The 23,750-nt window shown below is 72.9% G+C and carries 21 protein-coding genes; 17 read left to right on the forward strand and 4 right to left on the reverse strand.

Annotation, left to right across the window (positions count from 1 at the left end; genetic code table 11):
• Positions 1-2 precede the first annotated feature (2 nt).
• Positions 3-770 carry a 16S rRNA (uracil(1498)-N(3))-methyltransferase gene (locus N0B34_RS05155; RefSeq protein ID WP_263730236.1) on the forward strand — a complete coding sequence of 256 codons (768 nt, stop codon included), beginning with the start codon at positions 3-5 and terminating at the stop codon, positions 768-770.
• Positions 771-897: 127 nt separating this feature from the next.
• Here N0B34_RS05155 and ppdK read toward each other — a convergent pair whose 3' ends face one another.
• Complete coding sequence (gene ppdK / locus N0B34_RS05160) at positions 898-3,606, reverse strand: pyruvate, phosphate dikinase (protein WP_263730238.1); 2,709 nt, start codon at positions 3,604-3,606, stop codon at positions 898-900.
• A gap of 185 nt (positions 3,607-3,791) precedes the next feature.
• On the opposite strand from ppdK, the gene N0B34_RS05165 reads away from it, so the two are divergent.
• From N0B34_RS05165 to N0B34_RS05210, 10 genes are all read left to right on the forward strand, one after another.
• Entirely contained in the window at positions 3,792-4,865 is a 1,074-nt protein-coding gene (locus tag N0B34_RS05165) for a PhoH family protein (RefSeq protein WP_263730239.1), read from the forward strand.
• On the forward strand, positions 4,862-5,314 hold the full coding sequence (gene ybeY, locus N0B34_RS05170; protein WP_263730240.1) for an rRNA maturation RNase YbeY: 453 nt from the start codon (positions 4,862-4,864) through the stop codon (positions 5,312-5,314). The genes N0B34_RS05165 and ybeY overlap by 4 nt, the downstream gene beginning before the upstream one ends.
• The gene (locus N0B34_RS05175) at positions 5,311-6,612 is read left to right on the forward strand and encodes a hemolysin family protein (RefSeq protein WP_263730241.1); all 1,302 of its coding nucleotides are present in this window, start codon (positions 5,311-5,313) and stop codon (positions 6,610-6,612) included. The genes ybeY and N0B34_RS05175 overlap by 4 nt, the downstream gene beginning before the upstream one ends.
• Entirely contained in the window at positions 6,609-7,523 is a 915-nt protein-coding gene (gene era / locus N0B34_RS05180; protein ID WP_263730243.1) for a GTPase Era, read from the forward strand. Before N0B34_RS05175 ends, era begins: the two co-directional genes overlap by 4 nt.
• A 2-nt stretch (positions 7,524-7,525) precedes the next feature.
• The gene (locus tag N0B34_RS05185) at positions 7,526-9,118 is read left to right on the forward strand and encodes an alpha/beta hydrolase family protein (RefSeq protein WP_263730244.1); all 1,593 of its coding nucleotides are present in this window, start codon (positions 7,526-7,528) and stop codon (positions 9,116-9,118) included.
• Between the two features lie 140 nt (positions 9,119-9,258).
• Complete coding sequence (locus N0B34_RS05190; RefSeq protein ID WP_263730245.1) at positions 9,259-10,068, forward strand: PP2C family protein-serine/threonine phosphatase; 810 nt, start codon at positions 9,259-9,261, stop codon at positions 10,066-10,068.
• A gap of 9 nt (positions 10,069-10,077) precedes the next feature.
• Complete coding sequence (locus N0B34_RS05195; RefSeq protein ID WP_263730246.1) at positions 10,078-11,538, forward strand: hypothetical protein; 1,461 nt, start codon at positions 10,078-10,080, stop codon at positions 11,536-11,538.
• Positions 11,539-11,704: 166 nt separating this feature from the next.
• On the forward strand, positions 11,705-13,501 hold the full coding sequence (gene leuA, locus N0B34_RS05200) for a 2-isopropylmalate synthase (protein WP_263730247.1): 1,797 nt from the start codon (positions 11,705-11,707) through the stop codon (positions 13,499-13,501).
• Between the two features lie 76 nt (positions 13,502-13,577).
• Positions 13,578-14,309: a DNA repair protein RecO gene (gene recO / locus N0B34_RS05205; protein WP_263730248.1), complete on the forward strand. Its 732-nt coding sequence runs from the start codon at positions 13,578-13,580 to the stop codon at positions 14,307-14,309.
• Positions 14,310-14,317: 8 nt separating this feature from the next.
• On the forward strand, positions 14,318-15,100 hold the full coding sequence (locus N0B34_RS05210) for an isoprenyl transferase (RefSeq protein WP_412175696.1): 783 nt from the start codon (positions 14,318-14,320) through the stop codon (positions 15,098-15,100).
• 61 nt (positions 15,101-15,161) lie between these two features.
• Here the strand turns inward: N0B34_RS05210 and N0B34_RS05215 are convergent, their stop codons facing one another.
• The 3 genes from N0B34_RS05215 to N0B34_RS05225 are packed head-to-tail and all read right to left on the reverse strand — an operon-like array spanning position 15,162 to position 17,940.
• Positions 15,162-16,154, reverse strand: a complete 993-nt coding sequence (locus N0B34_RS05215) for a metal ABC transporter permease (RefSeq protein WP_263730250.1) — start codon at positions 16,152-16,154, stop codon at positions 15,162-15,164.
• Positions 16,151-16,951 (reverse strand): metal ABC transporter ATP-binding protein, encoded by an 801-nt coding sequence (locus N0B34_RS05220; RefSeq protein ID WP_263730251.1) that lies wholly within the window; start codon positions 16,949-16,951, stop codon positions 16,151-16,153. Before N0B34_RS05220 ends, N0B34_RS05215 begins: the two co-directional genes overlap by 4 nt.
• Positions 16,948-17,940 carry a metal ABC transporter substrate-binding protein gene (locus tag N0B34_RS05225; protein ID WP_263730252.1) on the reverse strand — a complete coding sequence of 331 codons (993 nt, stop codon included), beginning with the start codon at positions 17,938-17,940 and terminating at the stop codon, positions 16,948-16,950. Before N0B34_RS05225 ends, N0B34_RS05220 begins: the two co-directional genes overlap by 4 nt.
• Positions 17,941-18,041: 101 nt before the next feature.
• Between N0B34_RS05225 and N0B34_RS05230 the strand changes: the two genes are divergently transcribed.
• The 6 genes from N0B34_RS05230 to N0B34_RS05255 all read left to right on the forward strand — a co-directional run bounded on the left by N0B34_RS05230 (position 18,042) and on the right by N0B34_RS05255 (position 23,660).
• On the forward strand, positions 18,042-19,427 hold the full coding sequence (locus N0B34_RS05230) for a glycine--tRNA ligase (protein WP_263730253.1): 1,386 nt from the start codon (positions 18,042-18,044) through the stop codon (positions 19,425-19,427).
• A 100-nt stretch (positions 19,428-19,527) separates the two neighbouring features.
• A complete protein-coding gene (locus tag N0B34_RS05235) occupies positions 19,528-20,484 on the forward strand; it encodes an ABC transporter ATP-binding protein (protein WP_263730254.1) in 957 nt (318 codons plus the stop codon).
• Positions 20,481-21,305 (forward strand): ABC transporter permease, encoded by an 825-nt coding sequence (locus N0B34_RS05240; RefSeq protein ID WP_263730255.1) that lies wholly within the window; start codon positions 20,481-20,483, stop codon positions 21,303-21,305. The genes N0B34_RS05235 and N0B34_RS05240 overlap by 4 nt, the downstream gene beginning before the upstream one ends.
• Positions 21,306-21,352: 47 nt before the next feature.
• The gene (locus N0B34_RS05245) at positions 21,353-22,534 is read left to right on the forward strand and encodes a sensor histidine kinase (RefSeq protein ID WP_263730256.1); all 1,182 of its coding nucleotides are present in this window, start codon (positions 21,353-21,355) and stop codon (positions 22,532-22,534) included.
• Positions 22,531-23,154, forward strand: a complete 624-nt coding sequence (locus N0B34_RS05250) for a response regulator (RefSeq protein ID WP_263730257.1) — start codon at positions 22,531-22,533, stop codon at positions 23,152-23,154. The genes N0B34_RS05245 and N0B34_RS05250 overlap by 4 nt, the downstream gene beginning before the upstream one ends.
• Positions 23,155-23,264: 110 nt before the next feature.
• Positions 23,265-23,660 (forward strand): VOC family protein, encoded by a 396-nt coding sequence (locus N0B34_RS05255; RefSeq protein WP_263730258.1) that lies wholly within the window; start codon positions 23,265-23,267, stop codon positions 23,658-23,660.
• The last annotated feature ends 90 nt before the right edge of the window (positions 23,661-23,750 follow it).

The following is a 23,750-nucleotide window of genomic DNA, read 5'->3' on the forward strand; positions in this document are numbered from 1 at the left end:
CGATGAGTGCGCCCGTCTTCCTGACCGAGCCGGGGGACCTCCGCGACGTGGTGGCCGGTGGGACGTACCTGCTGGACGGTGCGGAGGGTCGGCACGCCGGCGTGGTGCAGCGGCGTGGCCCCGGTGAGCGGGTCGACGTGGTGGACGGCAGCGGTGTCCGGCTCGTCGGCGTCGTCGAGTCGACCGGTCCGGACGGCGTGCGGCTGCGGGTCCTGGCCCGCAACGAGGAGCCGCCCGACCGGCCGGCCCTGGTCCTGGTGCAGGCCTTGGCCAAGGGCGATCGCGACGAGCTGGCGATCGAGGCGGCCACCGAGGTGGGCGTCGACGCGGTGGTGCCGTGGCAGGCAGCGCGGTCGATCGTGGTCTGGCGTGGGGACCGGGCGGCGAAGAGCCGGGCGCGCTGGCTCGGCACGGTGCGGGCGGCGACGAAGCAGGCGCGCCGTTCCCGCGTGCCGGTGGTGGAGCTGGCCGTGAACACGGCCGGGCTCGCCAGCCGGGTCGCCGACGTGGTCGCTGCCGGGGGAACCGCGCTGGTGCTTCACGAGGAGGCCACCACGCCGCTGCGGACCGCAGCCCTGCCGGCCGACGGCTCCGACGTCGAGGTCCTGGTGGTCGTCGGCCCCGAGGGCGGCATCTCCGCGGACGAGCTCGACCGTCTGGTGGAGGCGGGCGCGGTGCCGGTACGCCTGGGGCCATGGGTGCTGCGCACGTCGACGGCCGGTCCCGTTGCGCTCGCCCTGCTGGCCGAACGTCTGGGTCGCTGGAGCTGATCAAGGCCGACCGCGTCGCCTGGCGCGCCAGGTTGCTGCCGCACCAGTGCGTGTGAGCTGGTCGTCGGATCCTCCGACGAGCCCGCGGGGGGCCGGGCCCAGCCCTGGCCCGACCCCCCGCGGGGACTCAGCGGGCGTCGCTCGTGCTGCTGTCGATCGCCGCGCGACCGGCCTCGAGCCGGGCCACCGGCACCCGGAACGGGGAGCAGGACACGTAGTCGAGCCCGACGGAGTCGAAGAACCGGATCGACTCCGGGTCGCCGCCGTGCTCGCCGCACACGCCGAGGTGCAGGTCCGGTCGCGTCGCGCGCCCCTCCTCCACGGCGATCTTCACGAGGCGGCCGACGCCCTGGGCATCGATCGTCTCGAACGGGGACACCGACAGCACGCCGTTCGCGGTGTACTGCGCGAAGAAGGCGCCCTCGACGTCGTCGCGAGAGAAGCCCCACGTCGTCTGCGTCAGGTCGTTCGTGCCGAAGGAGAAGAACGCGGCCTCCTCCGCGATGCGTCCGGCCGTCAGCGCGGCGCGGGGCAGCTCGATCATGCAGCCGATCGGAAGGTCGAGCGTGATGCCGTGCTTGGCGCCGACCTCGCCCATGATCTCGAGCGCCGAGTCACGGACGAGGTGCAGCTCCTGCACCGAGCCGATGAGCGGCACCATGATCTCGGCCTTCGGGTGGCCTCCGGCCGCGATGCGGGCGGCCTGCGCCTCGCAGATCGCACGGATCTGGAGCTCGAACAGTCCCGGGATCACCAGACCGAGCCGGACACCGCGCAGCCCGAGCATCGGGTTCGCCTCGTGCATGCGCTCGACCGCCGCGAGCAGCTCGACGTCGTGCTGGTCGACCTCGCCGCGCTCCTTGGCGACAGCCACCTTGACGGACAGGGCCGTCAGGTCGGGGAGGAACTCGTGCAGCGGGGGGTCGATGAGCCGGATCGTCGTCGGCAGGCCGTCCATCGCCTCGAAGATCTCGATGAAGTCCTGCGTCTGCACCGGGAGCAGCGCGTCGAGTGCGGCCTGACGCTCCTCGTCGGTCCGGGACAGCACCACGTGCTCGACGAGCACCCGGCGCTCGCCGAGGAACATGTGCTCGGTGCGGCACAGCCCGATGCCCTGCGCGCCGAGGCTGCGGGCACGGCGGGCGTCCTCCGGCGTGTCGGCGTTGGCACGCACCCCGAGCCGACGGGCGGCATCGGCGTGCGTGATGATCCGGTCGACCGCTCGCACCAGCTCTGCGGTGTCCTCGTCGGCAGCCTGCGCGAGCGCGGCGTCCAGACCCTCCTCCAGGTAGGTGGTGACCGGCGACGGCACGACGGGGACCTCGCCGAGGAACACCTCGCCGGTGGTCCCGTCGATGGCGATGACGTCGCCCTCCTTCACCAGGGTCTTGCCGCAGGTGAACTGGCGCGCCACCGGGTCCACGACGAGTGCCTCCGCACCGACCACCGCCGTGCGGCCCATGCCACGGGCGACGACCGCCGCGTGCGACGTCTTGCCGCCGCGAGCGGTCAGGATGCCGACCGACGCGATCATGCCGCCGAGGTCGTCCGGGTTGGTCTCGCGGCGGACCAGGATGACGTCCTTCCCCTTCGCGGCCCACTCGACGGCCGTCGCGGAGTCGAAGACGGCCTCACCGACCGCGGCGCCGGGCGAGGCCGCCATCGCCTTGGTCAGCAGGGTGGTGGACGAGCCGGGGGCGAACTGCGGGAAGAGGAGCTGGGTCAGCTGCGCACCCGTGACGCGGGCCAGTGCCTCGTCCATGGTGATCAGGTGCTCGTCCACCAGCTGTGAGGCGATCCGGAACGCCGCAGGCGCGGTGCGCTTGCCGACACGCGTCTGCAGCATCCACAGCTTGCCGTGCTCGATGGTGAACTCGATGTCGCACAGGTCGCGGTAGTGGGTCTCGAGCTGGCGCATCACGCGCTTGAGCTCGTTGTGGGCGTCCGGGTCGATCCGCTCCAGGTCCGCCAGGGACATCGTGTTGCGGATGCCCGCCACCACGTCCTCGCCCTGCGCGTTGGCGAGGTAGTCGCCGTAGTCGCCGGTCTCGCCGGTGGACGGGTTGCGCGTGAACGCCACACCGGTGCCGGAGTCGGGACCGAGGTTGCCGAACACCATCGCGACGACGTTCACGGCGGTGCCCAGGTCGTCGGGGATGCGCTCCTTGCGGCGGTACAGCCGAGCACGCTCGGTGCCCCACGAGTCGAAGACGGCGACGATCGCGAGGTCCAGCTGCTCGCGCGGGTGCTGCGGGAACTCGCGGCCGGTCTGCTCCAGGAAGATCCGCTTGAACGTGCCCACGAGCTCGTGCAGGTCGTCGGCGTCCAGCTCGACGTCGGCCGTCACGCCACGCGCGGCCTTGGCCTTGTCGAGGGCCTCGGCGAAGAGCTCGCCGTCGATGCCCATCACGGTGCGGCCGAACATCTGGATCAGCCGACGGTAGGAGTCCCAGGCGAACCGCTCGTTGTGGGCGAACTCGGCGAGGCCCCGCACGGAGGCGTCGTTCAGGCCGACGTTGAGGACCGTCTCCATCATGCCGGGCATCGAGAACTTGGCACCGGAGCGGACGGACACCAGGAGCGGCTCGTGCACGTCGCCGAGCGTGCGGCCCATCGTGTCCTCGAGGTGCCGCAGCGCCTGCGTCACCTCGACCCGCAGCTCGGGAGGGACGTCCCCGGACTTCATGTAGGCCCGGCAGGCCTCGGTGGTGATGGTGAAGCCGGGCGGTACCGGGAGGCCTAGTCGGGTCATCTCGGCAAGGTTCGCGCCCTTGCCCCCCAGCAGGTCCTTCTGGTCCTTGTCGCCTTCGGTGAAGTCCTTGACGTACTTGGCCACGGTGGCACCTCCGCGTGCGCCGCCAGGCTCCGTTGCCCGGCGTCCTCGCCCGTCAGTTTCGTCCTCGCCGTTGGCGAACGACAGGACCATCGGCCCATCGCTGAACAGGGCTGCCCCGGTGTTGCCAGGTAGGATCGGCTTGCCTGCCGGACCGACCGAAGGAGCGCACGGCGCACGCCGAGCACATGGCTCAACCCACACCCGCCCAGCCCTCGTCGAGCACCCCCGGCGCGACGCCTCCGGCTGCGGGCGCCCCGGTCCTCTCGACCCCCCTCCAGCGTGGTCGGCCCGACGCCGTACCGGCCCGCGTCGAGCACCGCATCACGGTGCCGTCGCAGGTGCCTATGGTCGAGCTGCTCGGCCTCCGCGACGAGGTGCTGCGCGAGATCGAGGCCGGCTTCACCACCGTCGACGTGCACGTCCGCGGCAACGAGGTCACGCTGACCGGTCCGGTCGGGGACGTCGCGCTGGTCGCACGCCTCGTGGAGGAGCTCGTGGAGACGGTCTCCGCCGGGACGCCGCTCAGCCCCGAGGTGGTCAACCGTTCCGTCGCGATGCTGACCGCGGCGTCCTCGGCCCGACCGGCCGACGTGCTCACCTTCAACATCCTGTCGACGCGAGGGCGTGCGATCCGGCCGAAGACGGCGGGGCAGAAGGAGTACGTCGACGCGATCGACCGGCACACGCTGACCTTCGGCATCGGGCCCGCCGGCACGGGCAAGACGTACCTGGCCATGGCCAAGGCGGTGCAGGCGCTGCAGGCGCGGCAGGTGAACCGGATCGTGCTCACCAGGCCGGCGGTGGAGGCGGGGGAGCGCCTGGGCTTCCTTCCCGGGACGCTGGCCGAGAAGATCGACCCGTACCTGCGCCCGCTGTACGACGCGCTGCACGACATGGTGGATCCCGAGTCGATCCCCCGGCTGCTGGACGCCGGCACCATCGAGGTGGCACCCCTGGCGTACATGCGGGGCCGCACGCTGAACGACGCCTTCGTCATCCTCGACGAGGCGCAGAACACCTCCTCGGAGCAGATGAAGATGTTCCTCACCCGGCTGGGCTTCGGCTCGAAGGTCGTGGTGACCGGCGACGTCACCCAGGTGGACCTGCCGTCCGCCGCCACCTCGGGTCTGCGGCAGGCCGAGCAGGTGCTGCAGGGCGTGCCGGACGTCGAGTTCTGCCGGCTCACGTCCTCCGACGTGGTCCGTCACCGCCTGGTGGGGGACATCATCGACGCCTACGCCCGTTGGGACTCCGCATGAGCATCGAGGTCAACAACGAGTCCGGCGTCGAGGTCGACGAGGCCGAGTTCGCCGCGCTGGCACGCCACGTGCTCGACGAGATGCACGTCCACCCGCAGACCGACCTGTCGGTCCTGCTGGTCGACACGGACGTGATGGCGGACCTGCACGTGCGCTGGATGGACGAACCGGGCCCGACCGACGTGCTGTCGTTCCCGATGGACGAGCTGCGGCCGGGGACCGACTCCGACCCCACCCCCGCGGGGCTGCTCGGCGACGTGGTGCTGTGCCCGCAGGTCGCCGCGGACCAGGCGCGGGCCGCGGGCCACTCGACCATCGAGGAGCTGCTGCTGCTGGAGACGCACGGGATCCTGCACCTGCTGGGCTACGACCACGCGGAGCCGGAGGAGGAGAAGGAGATGTTCGCGCTCCAGCGACGTCTGCTGCTCACGTTCCTGGCCGGCCGATGACCGGAGCACCGCTGGTGCTGCTGGGCGTGCTGGTGGTGCTCGGCATCACCCTCGCCGCACTGCTGTCCGCCGGCGAGGTGGCGGTGATGCGCGTGACGCGCGCGCAGGTCACCGAGCTGGTCGCAGCGCACCACCCGGCCGCGCCGCAGGTGCAGCGGCTGGTGGCGCACCCGTCGAGGGTCGCGTCCGCGGCGGCGTTCGTCCGGCTGCTCGGCGAGATGACGGCGACCGTCAGCGTGACCCTGGCCGCCTCCGAGCTGGTGCGGCCGTGGTGGGTGGTGCTGCTGACGTCGTTCGGTGTCTGCGTGGTGCTGGCGCTCGTCCTGGTGCGAGTCAGTCCGCGCACCGTCGGCCGGCGCCGGCCCGTCGCCACCCTGACGGCGCTGGCCGGGCTGCTGTCCGTGGTCACGGCGGCGTTCGGCGGTCTCGGACGGGCGGCGGCGGCAGGCCGGACCACGGCCGAGGAGGACGAGAACGAGCTGCGGGACATGGTGCAGCGCGTGGCGGAGTCCGAGGTGATCGAGGACACGGAGCGAGCGATGTTCCGGTCCGTCCTGCAGCTGGGGGACACGCTGACGCGCGAGGTGATGGTGCCGCGCACGGACATGGTGGTGACGCGCGAGGACACGCCGGTGCGGAAGGCGCTCGCCCTGCTCATGCGGTCAGGGTTCTCGCGCGTGCCCGTGATCGGCGAGTCGGTGGACGACGTCCGTGGGGTGCTGTACCTCAAGGACGTGGTGAGTCGCCTGGCGCCGGACCGGCCGCGGGACGCCGCGGAGCTCGACGTCCCCGTCAGCGCCCTGGTGCGACCGGCGGTGTTCGTTCCCGAGTCCAAGCCGGTGGACGACCTGCTGCGGGAGCTGCGCGACGGCGCCAGCCACATGGCGATGGTGGTCGACGAGTACGGCGGCATCGCGGGGCTGGTCACCATCGAGGACGCCCTGGAGGAGATCGTCGGTGAGCTGACCGACGAGCACGACCGCACCGCCCCGACGGTGCAGGACCTCGGCGACGGGGTGTTCCGGGTGCCGGCGCGGATGGGCCGTGACGAGCTGGGCGAGCTGTTCGGGCTCGAGGTGGAGGACGAGGACGTGGACACCGCCGGGGGGCTGCTGGCCAAGGCGCTGGGGATGGTGCCCCTGCCGGGTTCGGCGGGGGACATCCACGGGCTGCACCTGGTCGCCGACCGTGCGGAAGGACGGCGCCGACGCCTCGCGACGGTGCTCGTGAGCCGGTCCGTCGAGGGCCAGGGCGGCGTGGGTGCCGAGCATCCCGGCGGCGCGGAGGTCGAGCGATGACCCACCGCTCCGGCTTCGCCTGCCTGATCGGCCGGCCCAACGCGGGCAAGTCGACGCTGACCAACGCGCTCGTCGGGCAGAAGGTCGCGATCACCTCGGGTCGTCCGCAGACCACGCGGCACACCGTCCGCGGCATCGTCACGCGGCCGGACGCCCAGCTGGTGCTGGTGGACACCCCCGGGTTGCACCGCCCTCGCACGCTCCTCGGCGAACGGCTGAACGACCTGGTCAAGGACACGCTCGGCGAGGTCGACGTCATCGGCTTCTGCATGCCGGCCGACCAGCAGGTCGGGCCCGGCGACCGGTACATCGCGGCCGAGCTCGCGTCGCTGGGTCAGGGCAGGCGCCGAACCCCCGTCGTGGCCATCGCCACGAAGGCGGACCTCGTCGGCAAGGGCAGGCTCGCCGAGCACCTGATGGCGATGAGCCGGCTGGGCGAGTGGGACGACGTGGTGCCGGTGTCGGCGCGTTCGGGCTACCAGATGGACGTGCTGGCCGACGTGCTGACCGGTCACCTGCCGGAGGGACCGGCGCTGTACCCGGACGGCGAGCTCACCGACGAGCCCGAAGCGGTGATGGTCGCCGAGCTGGTCCGTGAGGCGGCGCTCGAGGGTGTGCACGACGAGCTGCCGCACTCGCTCGCGGTGGTGGTGAACGAGATCGTGCCGCGAGGGACCGCCGGTCGGGACGACGTGCCGCTGCTGGACGTGCGCGTCGACCTGTTCGTCGAGCGGGACTCGCAGAAGGCGATCGTCATCGGCAAGGGCGGCGGTCGGCTGCGGGACGTGGGTACGCAGGCCCGGCGCGAGATCGAGGCGCTGCTCGGAGCGCGTGTCTTCCTCGACCTGCACGTGCGGGTGGCCAAGGACTGGCAGCGCGATCCCAAGCAGCTCGGCCGACTCGGGTTCTGAGCGTGAGCCTGCACACCGTGACGTCCCTCCCGCACCTGCTGAACCAGGACGGTCACCGGCGTCCGCCGCACGCCGTCTCGCGTGCAGGCAACGTGTACCGGGTCCTCGCCTCCTCGGTCGTGGGCGTGCTGGTGCTCGCCGTCGTCGGGGCCGTGCTCGGGCCGCAGTGGGACCCGGCACCGCTGACGCAGCCGCTCCAGGTGCAGAGCACCTCGACGGCGATCACGGGTGCCCCGACCCTGCACACCTATCCGGTGCGCACCGAGATCGTCACGGTGCAGCTCGACGGCGCGAGCGTCCAGGCGCAGATCACCGAGCCCGTCGGGGCGCCTGGACCTCGCCCGGGCGTGGTGTTCATCCACGGTGCCGGCACGGGCAAGTTCGCCGTGGCGTTCCGGTCCCAGGCCGCCGCTCTCGCGAGCGCCGGCGTCGTCGCGATGGTCCCGGACAAGCGGCTCGACACCTACTCGACCGCGCATCGCGACTACGTGGCGATGGCGGCCGACTACGACCGCTCGGTGCAGCTGCTGCGCGCGCACCCGGGCGTCGACCCCGCACGGGTGGGGGTGTACGCCGAGAGCGAGGGCGGCTGGATCGCCCCCGTCATCGCGGCCACCGACCGCCAGCTCGCGTTCGTCATCCTCGTGTCGTCGCCGGTGGTGCCCCCGCGGCAGCAGGCGGCGTTCGCCTCCGACCAGTACCTGCGCAACACCGGTGTGCCGCACGGGGTGTTCCGCGCGATCCCGCGGGCGGTCGGCATGACGCTGCCGGGCGGCTTCGAGTACGTGGACTTCGACGTGCAGCCGTACCAGCAGAAGATGACCCAGCCGGTGCTCGTGGTGTACGGCACCGGCGACGCGTCGATGCCCGTGGTGCAGGGTGCCCAGCAGATCCTCGCCGACACGGCTCGGGCCGGCAACGACGCGGTGACCGTCCGTTACTACGCCGGGGCGGACCACGGCATCAAGGTCGACGGGACCGTGTCGTCCACGTTCCTGCAGGACATGACCGGCTGGGTGCTCGGTCTACCCGCGACCGCGTCCGGCGTGCCGCAGGTCGCCGGCGCCCAGCCGGTCCAGCTGTACCTCGCCGGGCCGGTCCCGCAGCCGTCGCAGCTGCGGGACGGCAACGTCGTGCTCCTCGTGGTGCTCGGGGCGGCCGGTCTGGTGCTGCTCGGCTGCCTGCTCGTGGTCGGCCACCGGCTCGGCGAGGCGTGGACGCGCCGCCGCTCGGCCCGGGACCGGCCGGCCGGGGCCCGGTGGCCGTCGGGCTACGCGCGCTACCTCGTGGCGTTCGGCGGCGGCGCGATCCTGACGGTCGCCGGGCTGGTGTGGTACCTGCTGTCGGTCGCGCGGCTGGCGATGGACTACCAGCACAACTCCCTGCTGGTGCAGGGCGGATGGCTCGCGCTCCGGCTCGCCGGGATGCTCGTCGTCGTCGCCGGCGTGCTCGCGGTGCGACGCGCGAGGGCCGGCCGGGTACCCGGTTCCGGGCCCGGCGCCGTGCGGACCGCCGCCTCCTGGACCGTCGCCACCGGAGGCCTGGTCCTGCTCGTCGTGCTCGCCTACTGGGGTGTCTACCAGCTGGGTGTCTGAGGTCCCGCCAAGATGGGCACGGGCGCCGGTACCGTCGACGCTCAGGTTGGCGTCCCTCGACGCCGATGTCATCGTCAAGAGTGCGGGACGGGGGGTGCAGGGTGCGGACGTCGTGGGGCTCGGCGAGCGATCGCGGTCGCGTGCGTGACGTCAACGAGGACGCGTTGCTGGCGTGCCCTCCGGTGTTCCTCGTCGCGGACGGGATGGGGGGCCTCGACGCGGGGGCCGTCGCCAGCCGTGTCGCGGTCGAGGAGTTCGCACGGCTCGCCGGACGGGGGTCGGTCGGTACCTCCGACGTGCTGGAGTGCCTCGACAGCGCCTGGACCCGGCTCCGCGAGGAGCTGACCGGGGACCGCCAGGGCGGCACGACGGTCGCGGGCGTCGCCACGGTCGTGGACCAGGGGCGCCCGTCGTGGCTCGTGTTCAACGTGGGCGACTCGCGCGTGTACCGCTGGGCCGACGGCGTGCTGCACCAGGTGACGGCCGACCACTCGGTGGTGCAGGAGCTGCTCGTCGAGGGCCGCGTCACACCGGAGGAGGTGGCGCGTCATCCGGAGCGCAACGTGCTGACGCGCGCCCTCGGCACGGGCCGTCGCCCCGACCCGGACCTCTGGATCCTTCCCGCGGGCCCCTCCGACCGTTTCGTCATCTGCACCGACGGCCTGACCCGGGACGTCCCGGCGAACCGCATCGCCGAGCTGCTGAGCCAGGAGCCCGACGCGCGCCGGGCGGCGAGCGCGCTCGTCGCCGAGGCGTTGCTGAACGGTGGCCACGACAACGTCAGCGTCGTGGTGGTGGACGGCGGCACGCGCGCCGACGGGGCGGACGGCACCCAGCCTGCCGCTGCCGAGGCCCGTGCGCTTCCCCGTCAGCGGCGCGACGCTCCGCGGCCCGAGGGGCCGACGGCCGCACCCGCCACCCCTCCCGCGCGGTCGGGACGGCACTCCTAGACTCGGAGCATGACCGGGATCCACCCGGCCGTGAGGATGCGGCCGGTGGAGCTCGACGAGGACGTCACCCCACGGCGGTGGCACCGCTCGTCGGCGAACGGTGCGCTCACGGAACCTCCCGTGCCGGCCCGTGCGACAGCCGCGTCCGGCGAGGCTTCCGGGTCCGGTCCTCGCCCCCGCCGCTGGCCGTGGTTGAGCGCGGCCGCGCTGGTGGCGCTGGTCGGCCTGGTGGTGGCCGGGAACGCGGTCGACAGCCGCCAGCGGGCGCTCGCGGACCGGATCGCCGCGGTGCCGGGTCTGGTCCGGCCCATGCAGGACGCGCCCGTCGAGCTGTGGCGCGCGGCCGCCGCCGAAGGGCCCGGCACGGTGCTGCAGGCTTCCGGCGCCGTCGTGCTGGTGTCGCTCCGCGCAGCCGTGTGGTGGGTGACGGCGTACGAGCCGCGTTCGGGCGCGCAGCGCTGGATGGTTCCGGTCGCGCCCACGACGGCGGATGGCGGGCCCGTCACGGTGCGCTGCCCATCGGACGCCGGCACCGATGACGGTGTTGTGCTGTGCCTCGCCGGTGGGCCTCGCGACTCGGCGGCACCGGCCCGCGTGATCGCCCTCGACGCCGTCGGTGGGCGCCCGCTGGGCCGGTGGGCGGTGGACCGCCCGGTCGTCGGCGTCGGACGGATCGGCGACGACCTGGTGCTCGGATCGGTCCGGCCCGACGGACGGGTGCGCGTCCAGCGGTCCGACGGGCTGACCGGCGCCGTGCGCTGGGAGCACGTCACGGCGGACGTCCTCGACGACGCGGCGGCGGGGCGTGCCGCCGAGGTCGTCGTGGGTCCGCGCAGGACCGTCGTCCGCGGTGCGGGCTCCGAGGTCCTGGACGACGCGACCGGATCGGTCCTGGTCGCCGCGCCGGTCGGCGTGGAGCTCCAGGTGGTGGACGTGCCCGGGGGCTTCGCGACGTTCGGAGGTGTCCAGGGCGGCCGGCTCTACCGGGACGGCTCGGACTCGTGGGCCACCTTGCGCGGCAGGGCGGTCCAGCTCGAGGCGGACGACGGTTCCGCTCCTGGTCTGCTGGTGGTCGACACCGGCCCGCAGCTGCGCGGCGTCGACCGGGTGACCGGGACGGTGCGATGGCAGCTGCCGACCGACCTCGACGCGGTGGCGGTCGCCTCGGGCGTCCTGGTCACAGCGGCCGACGGCGTGTACGGAGCGGTCGACGTGCGCACCGGGGCGGCCCTGTGGCAGGTGCGGGCCGGCCTGGAGGGCGGCGCGCGCACGTGGGTCCCGCGCACGGACGGCACGCAGGTCATCGGGCTCGAGGTCGCGTCGGGCGGGGCGCTGGCGATCGTGGGCCGAGGCCTGCGCGACGGGATCCGGACCTGGAGCGTGCCGGCGCCGGTGGGGACGGACCGGCTCGACACGGTCGGGGCCCGATTGCTCGCGCGCGGGCCGGCGGACGTCGTCGTGCTCGGCTGAACCTGGACGCGTTGCCGGGTCGCGCGAACGGGGGAGTAGGGTGCCAAGCGTGCTCCGGAGCGTTCTCCTTCTTCGTCGCCGCGGCGAGGCCCTCTAGGCCGGATCCTCGTCGCGGTGTCCGCTGCGCCGGCTGAGCACCCGCCGCGACGACTGACGAGGAACCCCGATGACCGACGTAGCAGAGCGCAACCCCCAGCAGCCCTCCGGGATGCCGGTGCACAAGTACCGGCCCTTCCACGAGCAGATCCGTGTGGACCTGCCGGACCGGACCTGGCCCGACCGGCACGTCACCCGCGCCCCGCGCTGGTGCGCCGTGGACCTGCGGGACGGCAACCAGGCGCTGATCGAGCCGATGAACCCCGCCCGCAAGCTCGCGATGTTCGAGCTGCTGGTGCAGATGGGCTACAAGGAGATCGAGGTCGGGTTCCCGTCCGCCTCGCAGACCGACTACGACTTCGTGCGGATGCTGATCGAGGAGGACCGCATCCCCGACGACGTGGTCATCCAGGTGCTCACCCAGTGCCGCGAGCACCTGATCGAGCGGACGTACGAGGCGATCGCCGGTGCCAAGCAGGCGATCGTGCACTTCTACAACTCGACCTCGGTGCTGCAGCGGCGCGTCGTGTTCAACGCCGACGAGGACGGCATCCTCGACATCGCCGTGTCCGGCGCGCGGTTCTGCAAGAAGTACGAGGAGCTGGTCCCGGACACCGAGGTGTTCTACGAGTACAGCCCCGAGTCGTACACCGGGACCGAGCTCGAGTACGCCGTGCGGGTGTGCAACGCGGTGCTCGACGAGCTGGAGCCGACCCCGGACCGGAAGGTGATCATCAACCTGCCGGCGACGGTGGAGATGGCCACCCCGAACGTCTACGCCGACTCGATCGAGTGGATGGGCCGGCACCTGCACCACCGCGAGAACGTGGTGCTGTCGCTGCACCCGCACAACGACCGCGGCACCGCCGTGGCGGCGGCCGAGCTGGGCTACCTGGCCGGTGCCGACCGCATCGAGGGCTGCCTGTTCGGCAACGGCGAGCGGACCGGCAACGTCGACCTGGTCACCCTCGGCATGAACCTGTTCAGCCAGGGGATCGACCCGCAGATCGACTTCTCCGACCTGCCGCACGTGCGGTCCGTCGTGGAGCACTGCAACCAGCTGCAGGTCGCCGAGCGGCACCCGTACGGCGGTGACCTGGTGTTCACCGCGTTCTCCGGCTCGCACCAGGACGCGATCAAGAAGGGCTTGACGGCGATGGAGGTGGACGCCGCCACGGCCGGCACCACCACCGACCAGCTCGAGTGGGCGGTGCCGTACCTGCCGGTGGACCCGAAGGACGTCGGCCGCAGCTACGACGCGATCATCCGGGTGAACAGCCAGTCCGGGAAGGGCGGCATCAGCTACCTGATGAAGTCCGAGCGCGACCTCGACCTGCCGCGCCGGCTGCAGATCGAGTTCTCGCAGGTGGTGCAGCGGCACACCGACACCCACGGCACCGAGGTGACGGCGGACGACCTGTGGCGGATCTTCGTCGACGAGTACCTGCCGGTGGAGATGGCTGCGGCGGCGCGCCCGCGGCAGACCGGCGGTGCTGGCGACGAGCCCGGCCAGCCGCTCGACCCGTGGGGTCGGTTCTCGCTGCGCGGCACCCGGGCGACGAGCACCGAGGGCGGGGAGGACCACCTCGAGGTGGACCTGGTCGACCGCGGGGTCGAGCGGACCATCGTGGGCAACGGGAACGGGCCGGTCGCGGCCTTCGTGGCAGCGCTGCGGTCCATCGGCGTCGACGTCGCCGTCATGGACTACGCCGAGCACGCGCTGTCCTCCGGTGGTGACGCGACGGCGGCCGCCTACGTCGAGTGCGCGGTGGGCAGCGACATCCTCTGGGGTGTCGGCATCGACCCGTCGATCACCACGGCGTCCCTCAAGGCGATCATCTCCGCGGTGAACCGGCAGCAGCGCTGAGCGTTCCCCGTCCGGCCACCGACGCGCCGCGTCCTTCGCATCCCGGCGCGTCGGTGGTCCGGGGGAGAATGGGCCGGTGAGCCTCTACCGCGACGAGGCGATCGTGCTGCGCACCCATCCGCTGGGTGAGGCGGACCGCATCGTCACCCTCCTGACCCGCACCAACGGCAAGGTGCGTGCGGTCGCCAAGGGGGTGCGGCGCACCACGTCCCGGTTCGGCTCACGGCTCGAGCCGTTCATGCACGTGGACGTGCAGCTCAGCACCGGGCGGTCGCTGCACGTCGTCACCCAGGTGGAGACGCTCGGTGCGTACGGGCGGCCGGTGTGCGAGGACTACGCGCTGTACACGGCCGGCACCGTGATGCTCGAGACGGCCGACCGGCTGGTCGAGGCGGAGCACGAGCCGGCGGTGCAGCAGTACTGGCTGCTGGTCGGTGCGGTGCGGGCGCTGGCCGGCCGCGAGCACGCCCCGGGCCTGGTGCTCGACAGCTACCTGCTACGGGCGCTGTCGGTGGCGGGCTGGGCACCCAGCTTCGCCGACTGCGCGCGCTGCGGAGCGGCGGGCCCGCACCACTCGTTCGCCGTGGCCATGGGCGGTGCGGTGTGCAACGCGTGCCGACCGGCCGGTGCGGCGGCACCTGCGCCGGAGACGTTCGCCCTGCTCGCCGCTCTGCTGGTCGGTGACTGGTCCACGGCGGACGGCAGCGCCGAGCGGCACCGCGCCGAGGGCAACGGCCTGGTGGCGGCGTTCAGCCAGTTCCACCTCGAGCGACGGCTGCGGTCCCTGCCGATGGTGGAGCGCGTCTAGTGGCCGCCGTGCGCACCCCCGTCCCCCCACCCCCGCACCCGTCCGGTGCCCGGCCGCCGGCGATCCCGCGGGAGCTGGTGCCGCGGCACGTCGCGGTGGTGATGGACGGGAACGGCCGGTGGGCGAACGCGCGCGGGCTGCCCCGCACGGCCGGGCACGCCGCCGGTGAGGCGTCGCTGCTCGACGTGGTCGCAGGCGCCATCGAGGTGGGCGTCGAGTACGTGTCGGCGTACGCCTTCTCCACCGAGAACTGGTCACGCTCGCCGGACGAGGTGCGGTTCCTCATGGGGTTCAACCGGGACGTGCTGCACCGACGCCGCGACCTGATGGACTCGTGGGGCGTGCGCGTGCGCTGGGCCGGCCGCCGGCCACGGCTGTGGCGGTCGGTGATCTCCGAGCTCGAGCGTGCCGAGGAGCAGACCAGGGACAACACCGTGTGCACGCTGACGATGTGCGTGAACTACGGCGGCCGGGCGGAGATCGCCGATGCCGCCCGCGCCATCGCCCTGGAGGTCGCGGCCGGGCGGCTCGACCCGAAGAAGGTCAGCGAGAAGACCATCCAGCGGCACCTGGACGAGCCGGACCTGCCGGACGTCGACCTGTTCGTGCGGTCGTCCGGCGAGCAGCGCACCTCGAACTTCATGCTCTGGCAGGCGGCGTACGCCGAGCTGGTGTTCCTCGACGAACCGTGGCCGGACGTGGACCGGCGGCACCTGTGGCGGGCCGTCGAGACGTACGCGCGCCGTGACCGCAGGTACGGCGGCGCGGTGGACAGCCCCGTCGCGACCTAGCGGCGACCCGGGCTCCGGGTTCCCACCGGGGGCCTCACCTGCGGGCGAGGCCCAGGAGGGCCTACTGGCGGCGCACCTGGTCGGCCCGCAGCGAGGCGTTCGGGTGCCGGTGGGGTGCCGGCACGGGGACCTGGCACTCCTCGTCCGAGTCGGCCAGCAGCACGTCGTCCGCCATCTCCGGGTGGGGGTCGGGGGGCGTCGTGCGCCGCCGCACCATCGGCCGCAGCGCCGCCGACACGGCGTAGACCACGATCGCCAGCACCACGATGGTGGCCCCAGGCGGGATGTCGTTCCAGTAGGTCAGCACGAGGCCGACCACGCTGACCGTCACACCGACACCGCTCGCCGTCGCCATGGTCCGGCCGAACGACCGGGCGTACAGCTGCGCGACGGCAACGGGCACGATCATCAGCGCGCTGACCAGCAGCAGGCCCACCACGCGCATCGCCACGGTCACCGTCACGGCCGCCAGCACGGCGACCACCATCGCGAGGGCGCGCGTCGGCAGCCCGGAGGCGCGCGCGAACTCCTCGTCGTGGCTCACGGCGTACAGCGCGGTCCGCAGACCGACGCCCACGACGAGCACCACGGCGGCGAGCGCGACCGTCCACACGAGGTCGGTCGGGGAGACCGTGGAGATGGACCCGAACAGGTAGGCCATCAGGTTCGCGTTGGTGCCGCCGGCGACCTTGATCAGCAGCACGCCACCGGCGATGCCGCCGTAGAACATCAGCGCCAGCGCGAGGTCGCCCGTGGTGCGGCCGCGTTCGCGGACCAGCTCGATGACGACGGAGCCGACGACGGCCGCCACCACGGCGCCCGGGACGGCGAGGGCGCCGTTGGGCACCAGCCCGGCCCAGCTGCCGACGAGCCAGCCGAGCGCGACACCGGTGAGCGCCACGTGACCGATGCCGTCGCCCATCAGGGCCATGCGCCGCTGCACCAGGAAGGTGCCGACCACGGGCGCCGCGGCGCCGACGAGCACCGCGGCCAGCATGGCGCGCTGCATCAGCGGCGAGGTGGCCATGGCCACCACCTGGTCCCAGAACGTCACGGGGTCACCTCCACCGACAGGCCGGATGCGGCGCTCGGCGGGTCGCCGTGCGCGTGCGCGTGGTCGTGCGCCGGTCCGGCGTGCTCGACGCGGGCGACCGGTGGTGCGCCGTCGTGCACCACGCGACCGTGCCGGAGCACGACGGAGCGCTGGATCAACGGTCCGAACTCGCCGAGCTCGTGGAGCACCACGACGACGGTGCCGCCGTTCTCGTGCATCCGCCGCACGGTGCTGACGAACGCCTCCTGGGTCGGCAGGTCGATGCCCGAGGTCGGCTCGTCGAGCACCAGCAGGTCGGGCCGCCGCACCAGCGCCCGCGCGATCTGGACGCGCTGCTGCTGCCCGCCGGACATCTCCTGGACGCGCTGACCGGCGCGGCCCGCCATGCCGACCTCGTCCAGGGCGGCGAGCGCCCGGGTCCGCGCGTCCCGCGGCGGCCGCAGCGACCGGCCCGACAGCAGACCGGACCGCACCACCTCGAGCGCGGTCGACGGCATTCCGGACGCGACGGGCACGCGCTGCGGGACGTACCCGACGCGCAGCCACGGGACGCCGGGACCGAGGGGCTCGCCGAACAGGTGGACGCTGCCGCCGCTGAGCGGGACCGCGCCCAGCAGGGAGCGGATCAGGGTGGACTTGCCGGAGCCGTTGGCACCGAGCACCGCCAGCACCTCGCCGCGCGCCACCTCCAGGTCGACCCCTCGGACGATCGTCAGCCCCCCGAGCGTCACCTGCAGGTCCACCGCCTCGATCACGGGTGCGGTGTCGGGGCCCGACGACGTGGTCGCGGCGCTCATGCGCAGCCCAGCGCCGTGCGCAGGGTCGCCAGGTTGTCCTGCGCGACGGAGAAGTAGTCGGCGCCCGGCTCGGTGATCGACTCCATCGGGTCGAGCACGGTGGCCTGGACCCCGAGGTCCGAGGCCAGCGTGCGGGCCACCTTGGGGCTGGCCAGCGTCTCGAAGAAGATCGTCGTCACACCCTCTCGTCTCACCACGTCTCCGATCTGTGCCAGCCGGGCCGGCGACGGTTCGGTCTCCGGGTCCAGCCCGGAGATGCCGACCTGCTGAAGGTGGTACCGGAGCGCGAGGTACCCGAAGGCCTCGTGCGAGGTGACCAGCACCTGACGCCGGCAGTCCGCCAGACCGGTGCGGTAGGCCGTGTCCAGGGCGGTGAACCGGGCGGAGAGCCGGTCCGCGGCGGCGCGGTAGTCCGCTGCGCCCGCCGGGTCGACCTGGCTCAGTGCCGTCGCGACGTCGTCCGCCAGTGCGGGCAGGCGGGACGGGTCCAGCCAGAAGTGCGGGTCGAGCGTGCGCGTGGCGGCGGTGCCGCCGCCGGTGCCCGCGAGCGGGTCGGCTCCCTCGGCGGCCTGCTCGGTGCCGAGGTCCATCAGCCCGGCGTGCACCGCTGCGTCGAGCACGTGGTGCGGGCGCACCTGACGGACCGCGTCGTCCACCGCTGCCTGGAACCCGGAGAGGTAGACCACCAGGTTCGCGGTCTCGACGGCGGACACCTGGGCGGGGGACAGCTCGACGTCGTGCGGCTCGGCGCCTGGAGGCGTCAGCGAGTCGACGTGCACCCGGTCGCCACCGACCTGCTGCGCCACGAACTGGAGCGGGTAGAAGGACGCGAGCACCTGCACCTTGCCGGCAGGTGCGCCGGCGAGGGTGCCGCTGGCGCCGGCCGCGCCGCAGGCGGTCAGGGCGGCCAGCGCAACGACGACCACTGCCGCCAGGCCGCCGATCCGTCGTCTGCTCACAGCGAGGATCTTGCCGAATACGAGAATCATTGTCAAAAGAGGCCAGAGGGCGGTGTTGCCGCAGGCCGGTAGCCTGGGGCGGCTGTTCCCGCGGCACCCAGCCGCGGACCCCCGACCCAGGAGTGCACACCGTGGCCGCACCGTCCCGCCTCGACAACGCCATCTCCCTCGCCAAGCGGCGCGGCTTCGTGTTCCCGAGCGGGGAGATCTACGGCGGTACCAGGTCGGCGTGGGACTACGGGCCGCTCGGCGTGGAGCTGAAGGAGAACATCAAGCGGCAGTGGTGGCGTGCGATGGTCACCAGCCGTGAGGACATCGTGGGCCTGGACTCGTCCGTGATCCTGCCCCGGCAGGTGTGGGTCGCCTCCGGCCACGTCGGCGTGTTCACCGACCCCCTGACCGAGTGCCTGCACTGCCACAAGCGGTTCCGCGAGGACCAGCTGATCGAGGAGTTCACCGAGCGCAAGGGTCACGAGCCCGAGGGCGGCCTCGCCTCCGTGCCGTGCCCCAACTGCGGCACCAAGGGTCAGTGGACCGAGCCGCGCGACTTCAACATGATGCTCAAGACGTACCTCGGCCCGGTCGAGGACGAGTCCGGGCTGCACTACCTGCGTCCCGAGACCGCCCAGGGCATCTTCGTCAACTTCGCCAACGTGCTGACGGCCGCGCGCAAGAAGCCGCCGTTCGGCATCGGCCAGATCGGCAAGTCGTTCCGCAACGAGATCACGCCGGGCAACTTCATCTTCCGCACGCGCGAGTTCGAGCAGATGGAGATGGAGTACTTCGTCGAGCCGGGCACCGACGAGACGTGGCACCAGTACTGGATCGACACGCGCACCGACTGGTACGTCGGGCTCGGCATCGCCCGGGACAACCTGCGGCACTACGAGCACCCGAAGGAGAAGCTGTCCCACTACTCGAAGCGGACGGTCGACATCGAGTACCGGTTCGGGTTCCAGGGCAGCGAGTGGGGCGAGCTCGAGGGCATCGCCAACCGGACCGACTTCGACCTGTCGACCCACTCGAAGCACTCCGGTGCGGACCTGTCGTACTTCGACCAGGGCCGTGGTGAGCGGTACGTGCCGTACGTCATCGAGCCGGCGGCCGGCCTGACGCGGTCGCTGATGGCCTTCCTGGTCGACGCGTACACCGAGGACGAGGCGCCCAACACCAAGGGCGGCGTGGACACCCGCGTCGTGCTGAAGCTGGACCCGCGCCTGGCGCCGGTCAAGGCCGCCGTGCTGCCGCTCTCGCGCAACGAGCAGCTGTCGCCCAAGGCGCGCGACCTGGCCGCCGAGCTGCGCCGGGCGTGGAACGTCGACTTCGACGACGCCGGGGCCATCGGTCGCCGCTACCGCCGCCAGGACGAGATCGGCACGCCGTTCTGCATCACGGTCGACTTCGACACCCTCGAGGACGACGCCGTGACCATCCGCCACCGCGACGACATGTCGCAGCAGCGCGTCGGGCTCGGTCACGTGTCCGAGTACCTCGCGCAGCGACTGATCGGCGCCTGAACCGGGTCTCTCGAGCCACCGGCTGGGCATGACATCCGTCATGCTCAGCCGGTGACGCGCGGCGTGGGCCGCTGACCTGGTACGTCGCCAGGATCGGTGCATGACCTTCACCGAGACCTCCCTCCGGCCACGTGCGGCCGGGGACGCCCCGCCGGCCATCGACCTGCGCGGGCTGCACAAGTCGTTCGGCTCCGTGCACGCCGTCGACGGCATCGACCTGGCCGTCGAGCCGGGCGAGGTCGTCGCCTTCCTGGGACCGAACGGCGCGGGCAAGACGACGACGATCGACCTGCTGCTCGGGCTGTCCGTGCCGGACGCCGGGACGGTGCAGGTGCTCGGCCTCGACCCGACGCGGGCGATCGCCGAGGGCCGTGTGTCGGCCGTCATGCAGACCGGCGGCCTGCTCAAGGACCTCACCGTCGGCGAGACGGTCGAGGTGACCGCCTCGTTCTTCCGGTCGGCCCGATCCGCGGCCGAGGTGCTGGGCCGTGCCGGCATCGCCGACATCGCGGGACGCAAGGTCGGATCCTGCTCCGGCGGCCAGCAGCAGAGGCTGCGGTTCGCACTGGCGCTGCTGCCCGACCCCGACCTCATCGTGCTGGACGAGCCGACCACCGGGATGGACGTCGAGGGTCGCCGGGAGTTCTGGACGGCCCTGCGGGCGGACGCGGCGCGGGGCCGCACCATCCTGTTCGCCACGCACTACCTCGACGAAGCGGACGCGTACGCCGACCGCATCGTGCTGGTCAGCCACGGCCGGATCGTCGCCGACGGCTCGGCCGCGCAGGTGAAGAACCTGGCGTCCGGCCGTCTGGTCTCGGCCACCCTGGCCGACCTGACACCGACGGACGAGGCCGCGCTCCGCGGGCTGCCCGGGGTGCAGTCGGTCGAGCTGCGCGGTGACCGGCTGCTGGTGCGCACCTCGGACTCGGACGGGGTCGCGCGGCTGCTGCTCACCTCCACCACGGCCACCGACATCGAGATCACCGCACGTGGGCTCGAGGACGCGTTCCTCGCGCTGACCAGTGACACGACGAGCGCAGGGAGCCCCTCATGACCAGCACGGAGACCGCCAGCGCCGCACCGACGGCCCCCGGCACCACGCCCCGTCCGACGGCAGCGCCGGACCGGACGCCGCGCACCGGCCTGCTGAACGGCCGCTTCCTCGCCGTCGAGCTGCGCCGGCTGCTGCGCAACCGCCGCACGGTGATCTTCACGCTGGTGATGCCGCCGGTGTTCTTCCTCATCTTCGGAGCCAACACCGCCTACCGGCACCAGTCGGTCGGCCACGGCAACGTGACGGCCTTCATCATGGTGTCGATGGCGCTGTACGGCGCGATGCTCGCCACCACGGGCGGTGGCGCCAGCGTCTCGGTGGAACGTGCTCAGGGGTGGACCCGTCAGCTGCGGCTCACGCCGCTGCGTCCGGCCACCTACGTCACCACCAAGGTGCTGGTGGCCATGGTGCTCGGCCTCGCAGCCGTGGTCGTGGTCGGTGGCATCGGGATCGCCGAGGGTGCGACGGGCCAGGGCGGCGCGCTCGTGTGGTCGCTCCTGCTCGCCTGGGTCGGCTCCGTGGTGTTCGCCGCGTTCGGACTGTTCATGGGCTACCTGCTGCCGGCCGAGAACGTGATGCAGATCCTCGGACCGGTGCTCGCGCTGCTCGCGTTCGCCGGCGGGCTCTTCGTGCCGCTGGGTGACGGGGTGTTCGCGCAGATCGCCAAGGCGGTCCCGACCTACGGGGTGGCGCAGATCGTCCGAGCACCGCTGACGGGAGAGGCCGTGACGGGGTGGGCGGTGCTCAACGTGGTCGGCTGGGCCGTGGTCTTCGGGCTCGGGGCCGCGTGGCGGTTCCGGCGGGACACCGCACGGGTGTGACCGGCGGGCGGCCGGTGCCGGTGTGGCCGCCCGCTACCGTGAGCGCCGTGAGGCGCGGATGGCCCGGCTGGGGCGGGAAGCCGGCCGTGGAGTCGGAGTCCGACGGCGCGGCACGGCCCCTGAACCGACGGGTGATGGCGGTGGTCGGGCCCGCCATGGGCCTCGTCTGGGTCGTCTTCCTGGTGCAGCCGTGGCTGGCGGCCTGGCGCAGCCACGTGGGGCTCGCCCGGGACGTGTCGCTCGCAGCCGTCGCCGGGCTCGCGCTCAGCTTCGGCTGGACGGTCGTGACGCGGGGCGGCGGCCGTGGTGAGCGGATGGGCAGCCGCGGTGTCGCGCTGGTGCTGGGCGGCCAGGCCGTGCTCGTCGGCCTCTCGACCCTGGCCGCTGCCGAGCAGGGGCTGGTCGGGCTCGTCTTCCTCTCCGTCTCGGCCGTCTTCCTGATCTGCCAGCCGCGGGCGCTGCTGGTGCCCCTCGGGGCGAGCGTCGTGGTGGTGGGCCTGCCCCGGGTGGTCCCCGGCTGGTCCACCATCGACGGGCTCGTGCTGTCCGTGCTGCTGGCGTCGTTCGCGGTGTTCGGGTTCACGCAGCTGGTGCAGCGCAACCGCCAGCTGCAGCTGGCCCAGGCCGAGGTCGCCGTGCTGGCCGTCGAGCGGGAGCGGGAACGGATCGCCCGCGACATGCACGACATCCTGGGGCACTCGCTGACGGTGATCGCGGTCAAGGCCGAGCTGGCCGGCAAGCTGTTCGAGCTGGACCCGGAGCGGTCCCGTGCCGAGATGGCCCAGGTGCAGGCGCTGGCCCGCGGCGCCCTCGCCGACGTGCGCGGGATGGTGTCGGCGACCCGCGCCGTCACGCTGGCCGGCGAGCTCGCCGGCGCCCGGCAGGCGTTCGACGCCGCGGGGGTCCTGGCGCAGGTGCCCGGCAGCGTCGACGACGTCCCGGAGCACCTGCGTGAGCTGTTCGCCTGGGCGCTGCGAGAGGGGACGACCAACGTGCTGCGGCATGCGGCGGCGAGCCGCGTGGAGGTGACGATGACGGCGGACTCCCTCGTCGTCGACGACGACGGGCACGGACCCTCGGGCGGTGCCGGCGGGGAGCCGACCGCGCCGGGGAACGGGCTGCACGGTCTGACCGAGCGGGCCCGGGCCGCCCGGGCCCGTCTCGAGGTGTCGACGAGCCCGTTGGGCGGCTACCGGCTCGCGGTGATCGCCCGGAACGAGGGCCGATGAGCGACCGACCGATCCGGCTGCTGCTCGCCGACGACCAGGCGCTGGTCCGCGGCGCCCTCGCCGCCCTGCTGGACCTCGAGGCGGACCTGACGGTCGTGGCGCAGGTGGGACGCGGCGACCTGGTGGTGGACGCCGCGCGCGCCAACGCGGCCCAGGTGGCGCTCCTCGACGTCGAGATGCCGGGGATGGACGGGATCGCCGCCGCTGCCGCTCTGCGCGCCGCGTACCCGTCCTGCCGGTCCTTGGTGGTCACCACGTTCGGCCGGCCGGGGTACGTGCGGCACGCACTCGACGCGGGCGCGAGCGGGTTCGTCGTCAAGGACACCCCGGCCGAGCAGCTGGCGGACGCGGTCCGCCGCGTGCACGCGGGGCTGCGCGTGGTCGACCCCGACCTCGCCGTCGAGTCGCTGGCCGTGGGCGCGAGCCCGCTGACCGACCGCGAGCGCGACGTCCTGCTGGTCGCCGGCCGGGGCGGGACGGTGGCGGACATCGCGCGGGAGACGTTCCTGTCCGAGGGCACCGTGCGCAACTACCTGTCGGCCGCGATGGGCAAGACCGGCGGGCGGACGCGTGCGGAGGCGGTCCGCCTCGCCCAGGAGAACGGGTGGCTGCTGGGCTGAGCGGCCGGCCTGCGGCACAGCCGCCGGCGGCGTCCCGGCTCAGGCAGCGGCCGCCCTTCGGCACTGCCAGAGTGGAGCCGTAGATCCGCATCGTGCGCAGGAGGTCCATCGTGTCCCGTGTCGTGCACTTCGAGATCCACGCGGACGACGTCGCCCGGGCCCGGGAGTTCTACGGGTCGGTGTTCGGCTGGCAGTTCCAGGACTGGTCGGGGGTGGCAGACGACGAGTACTGGGGCGTCACCACCGGCGGGGGTGACCAGGTCGGCATCGACGGGGGGCTGCTGAAGCGGCGAGCCCCTGCGCCGGGCGCGGAGCAGGGTCCCAACGCGTTCGTCTGCACCGTCCAGGTGGACGACTTCGACGCCACCGCCGCGGCGATCGAGGCCGCGGGTGGGCGTGTCGCGCTGCCCAAGTACGCCCTGACCGGCATGGCGTGGCAGGGCTACTTCCTCGACCCCGAGGGCAACACGTTCGGCATCCACCAGGCCGACCCCGAGGCCCGGTAGCCGCTCGCACCTCGTCGCGACGCCTGACGACCGGGCCCGGCGGCCCCTCCGCCAGGCGGTGGTCGTCCACGGCCGGATGCGACACTGGAC

The sequence above is a fragment of the Cellulomonas sp. SG140 genome, assembly GCF_025770785.1.
Taxonomy (GTDB): Bacteria; Actinomycetota; Actinomycetes; order Actinomycetales; family Cellulomonadaceae; genus Cellulomonas.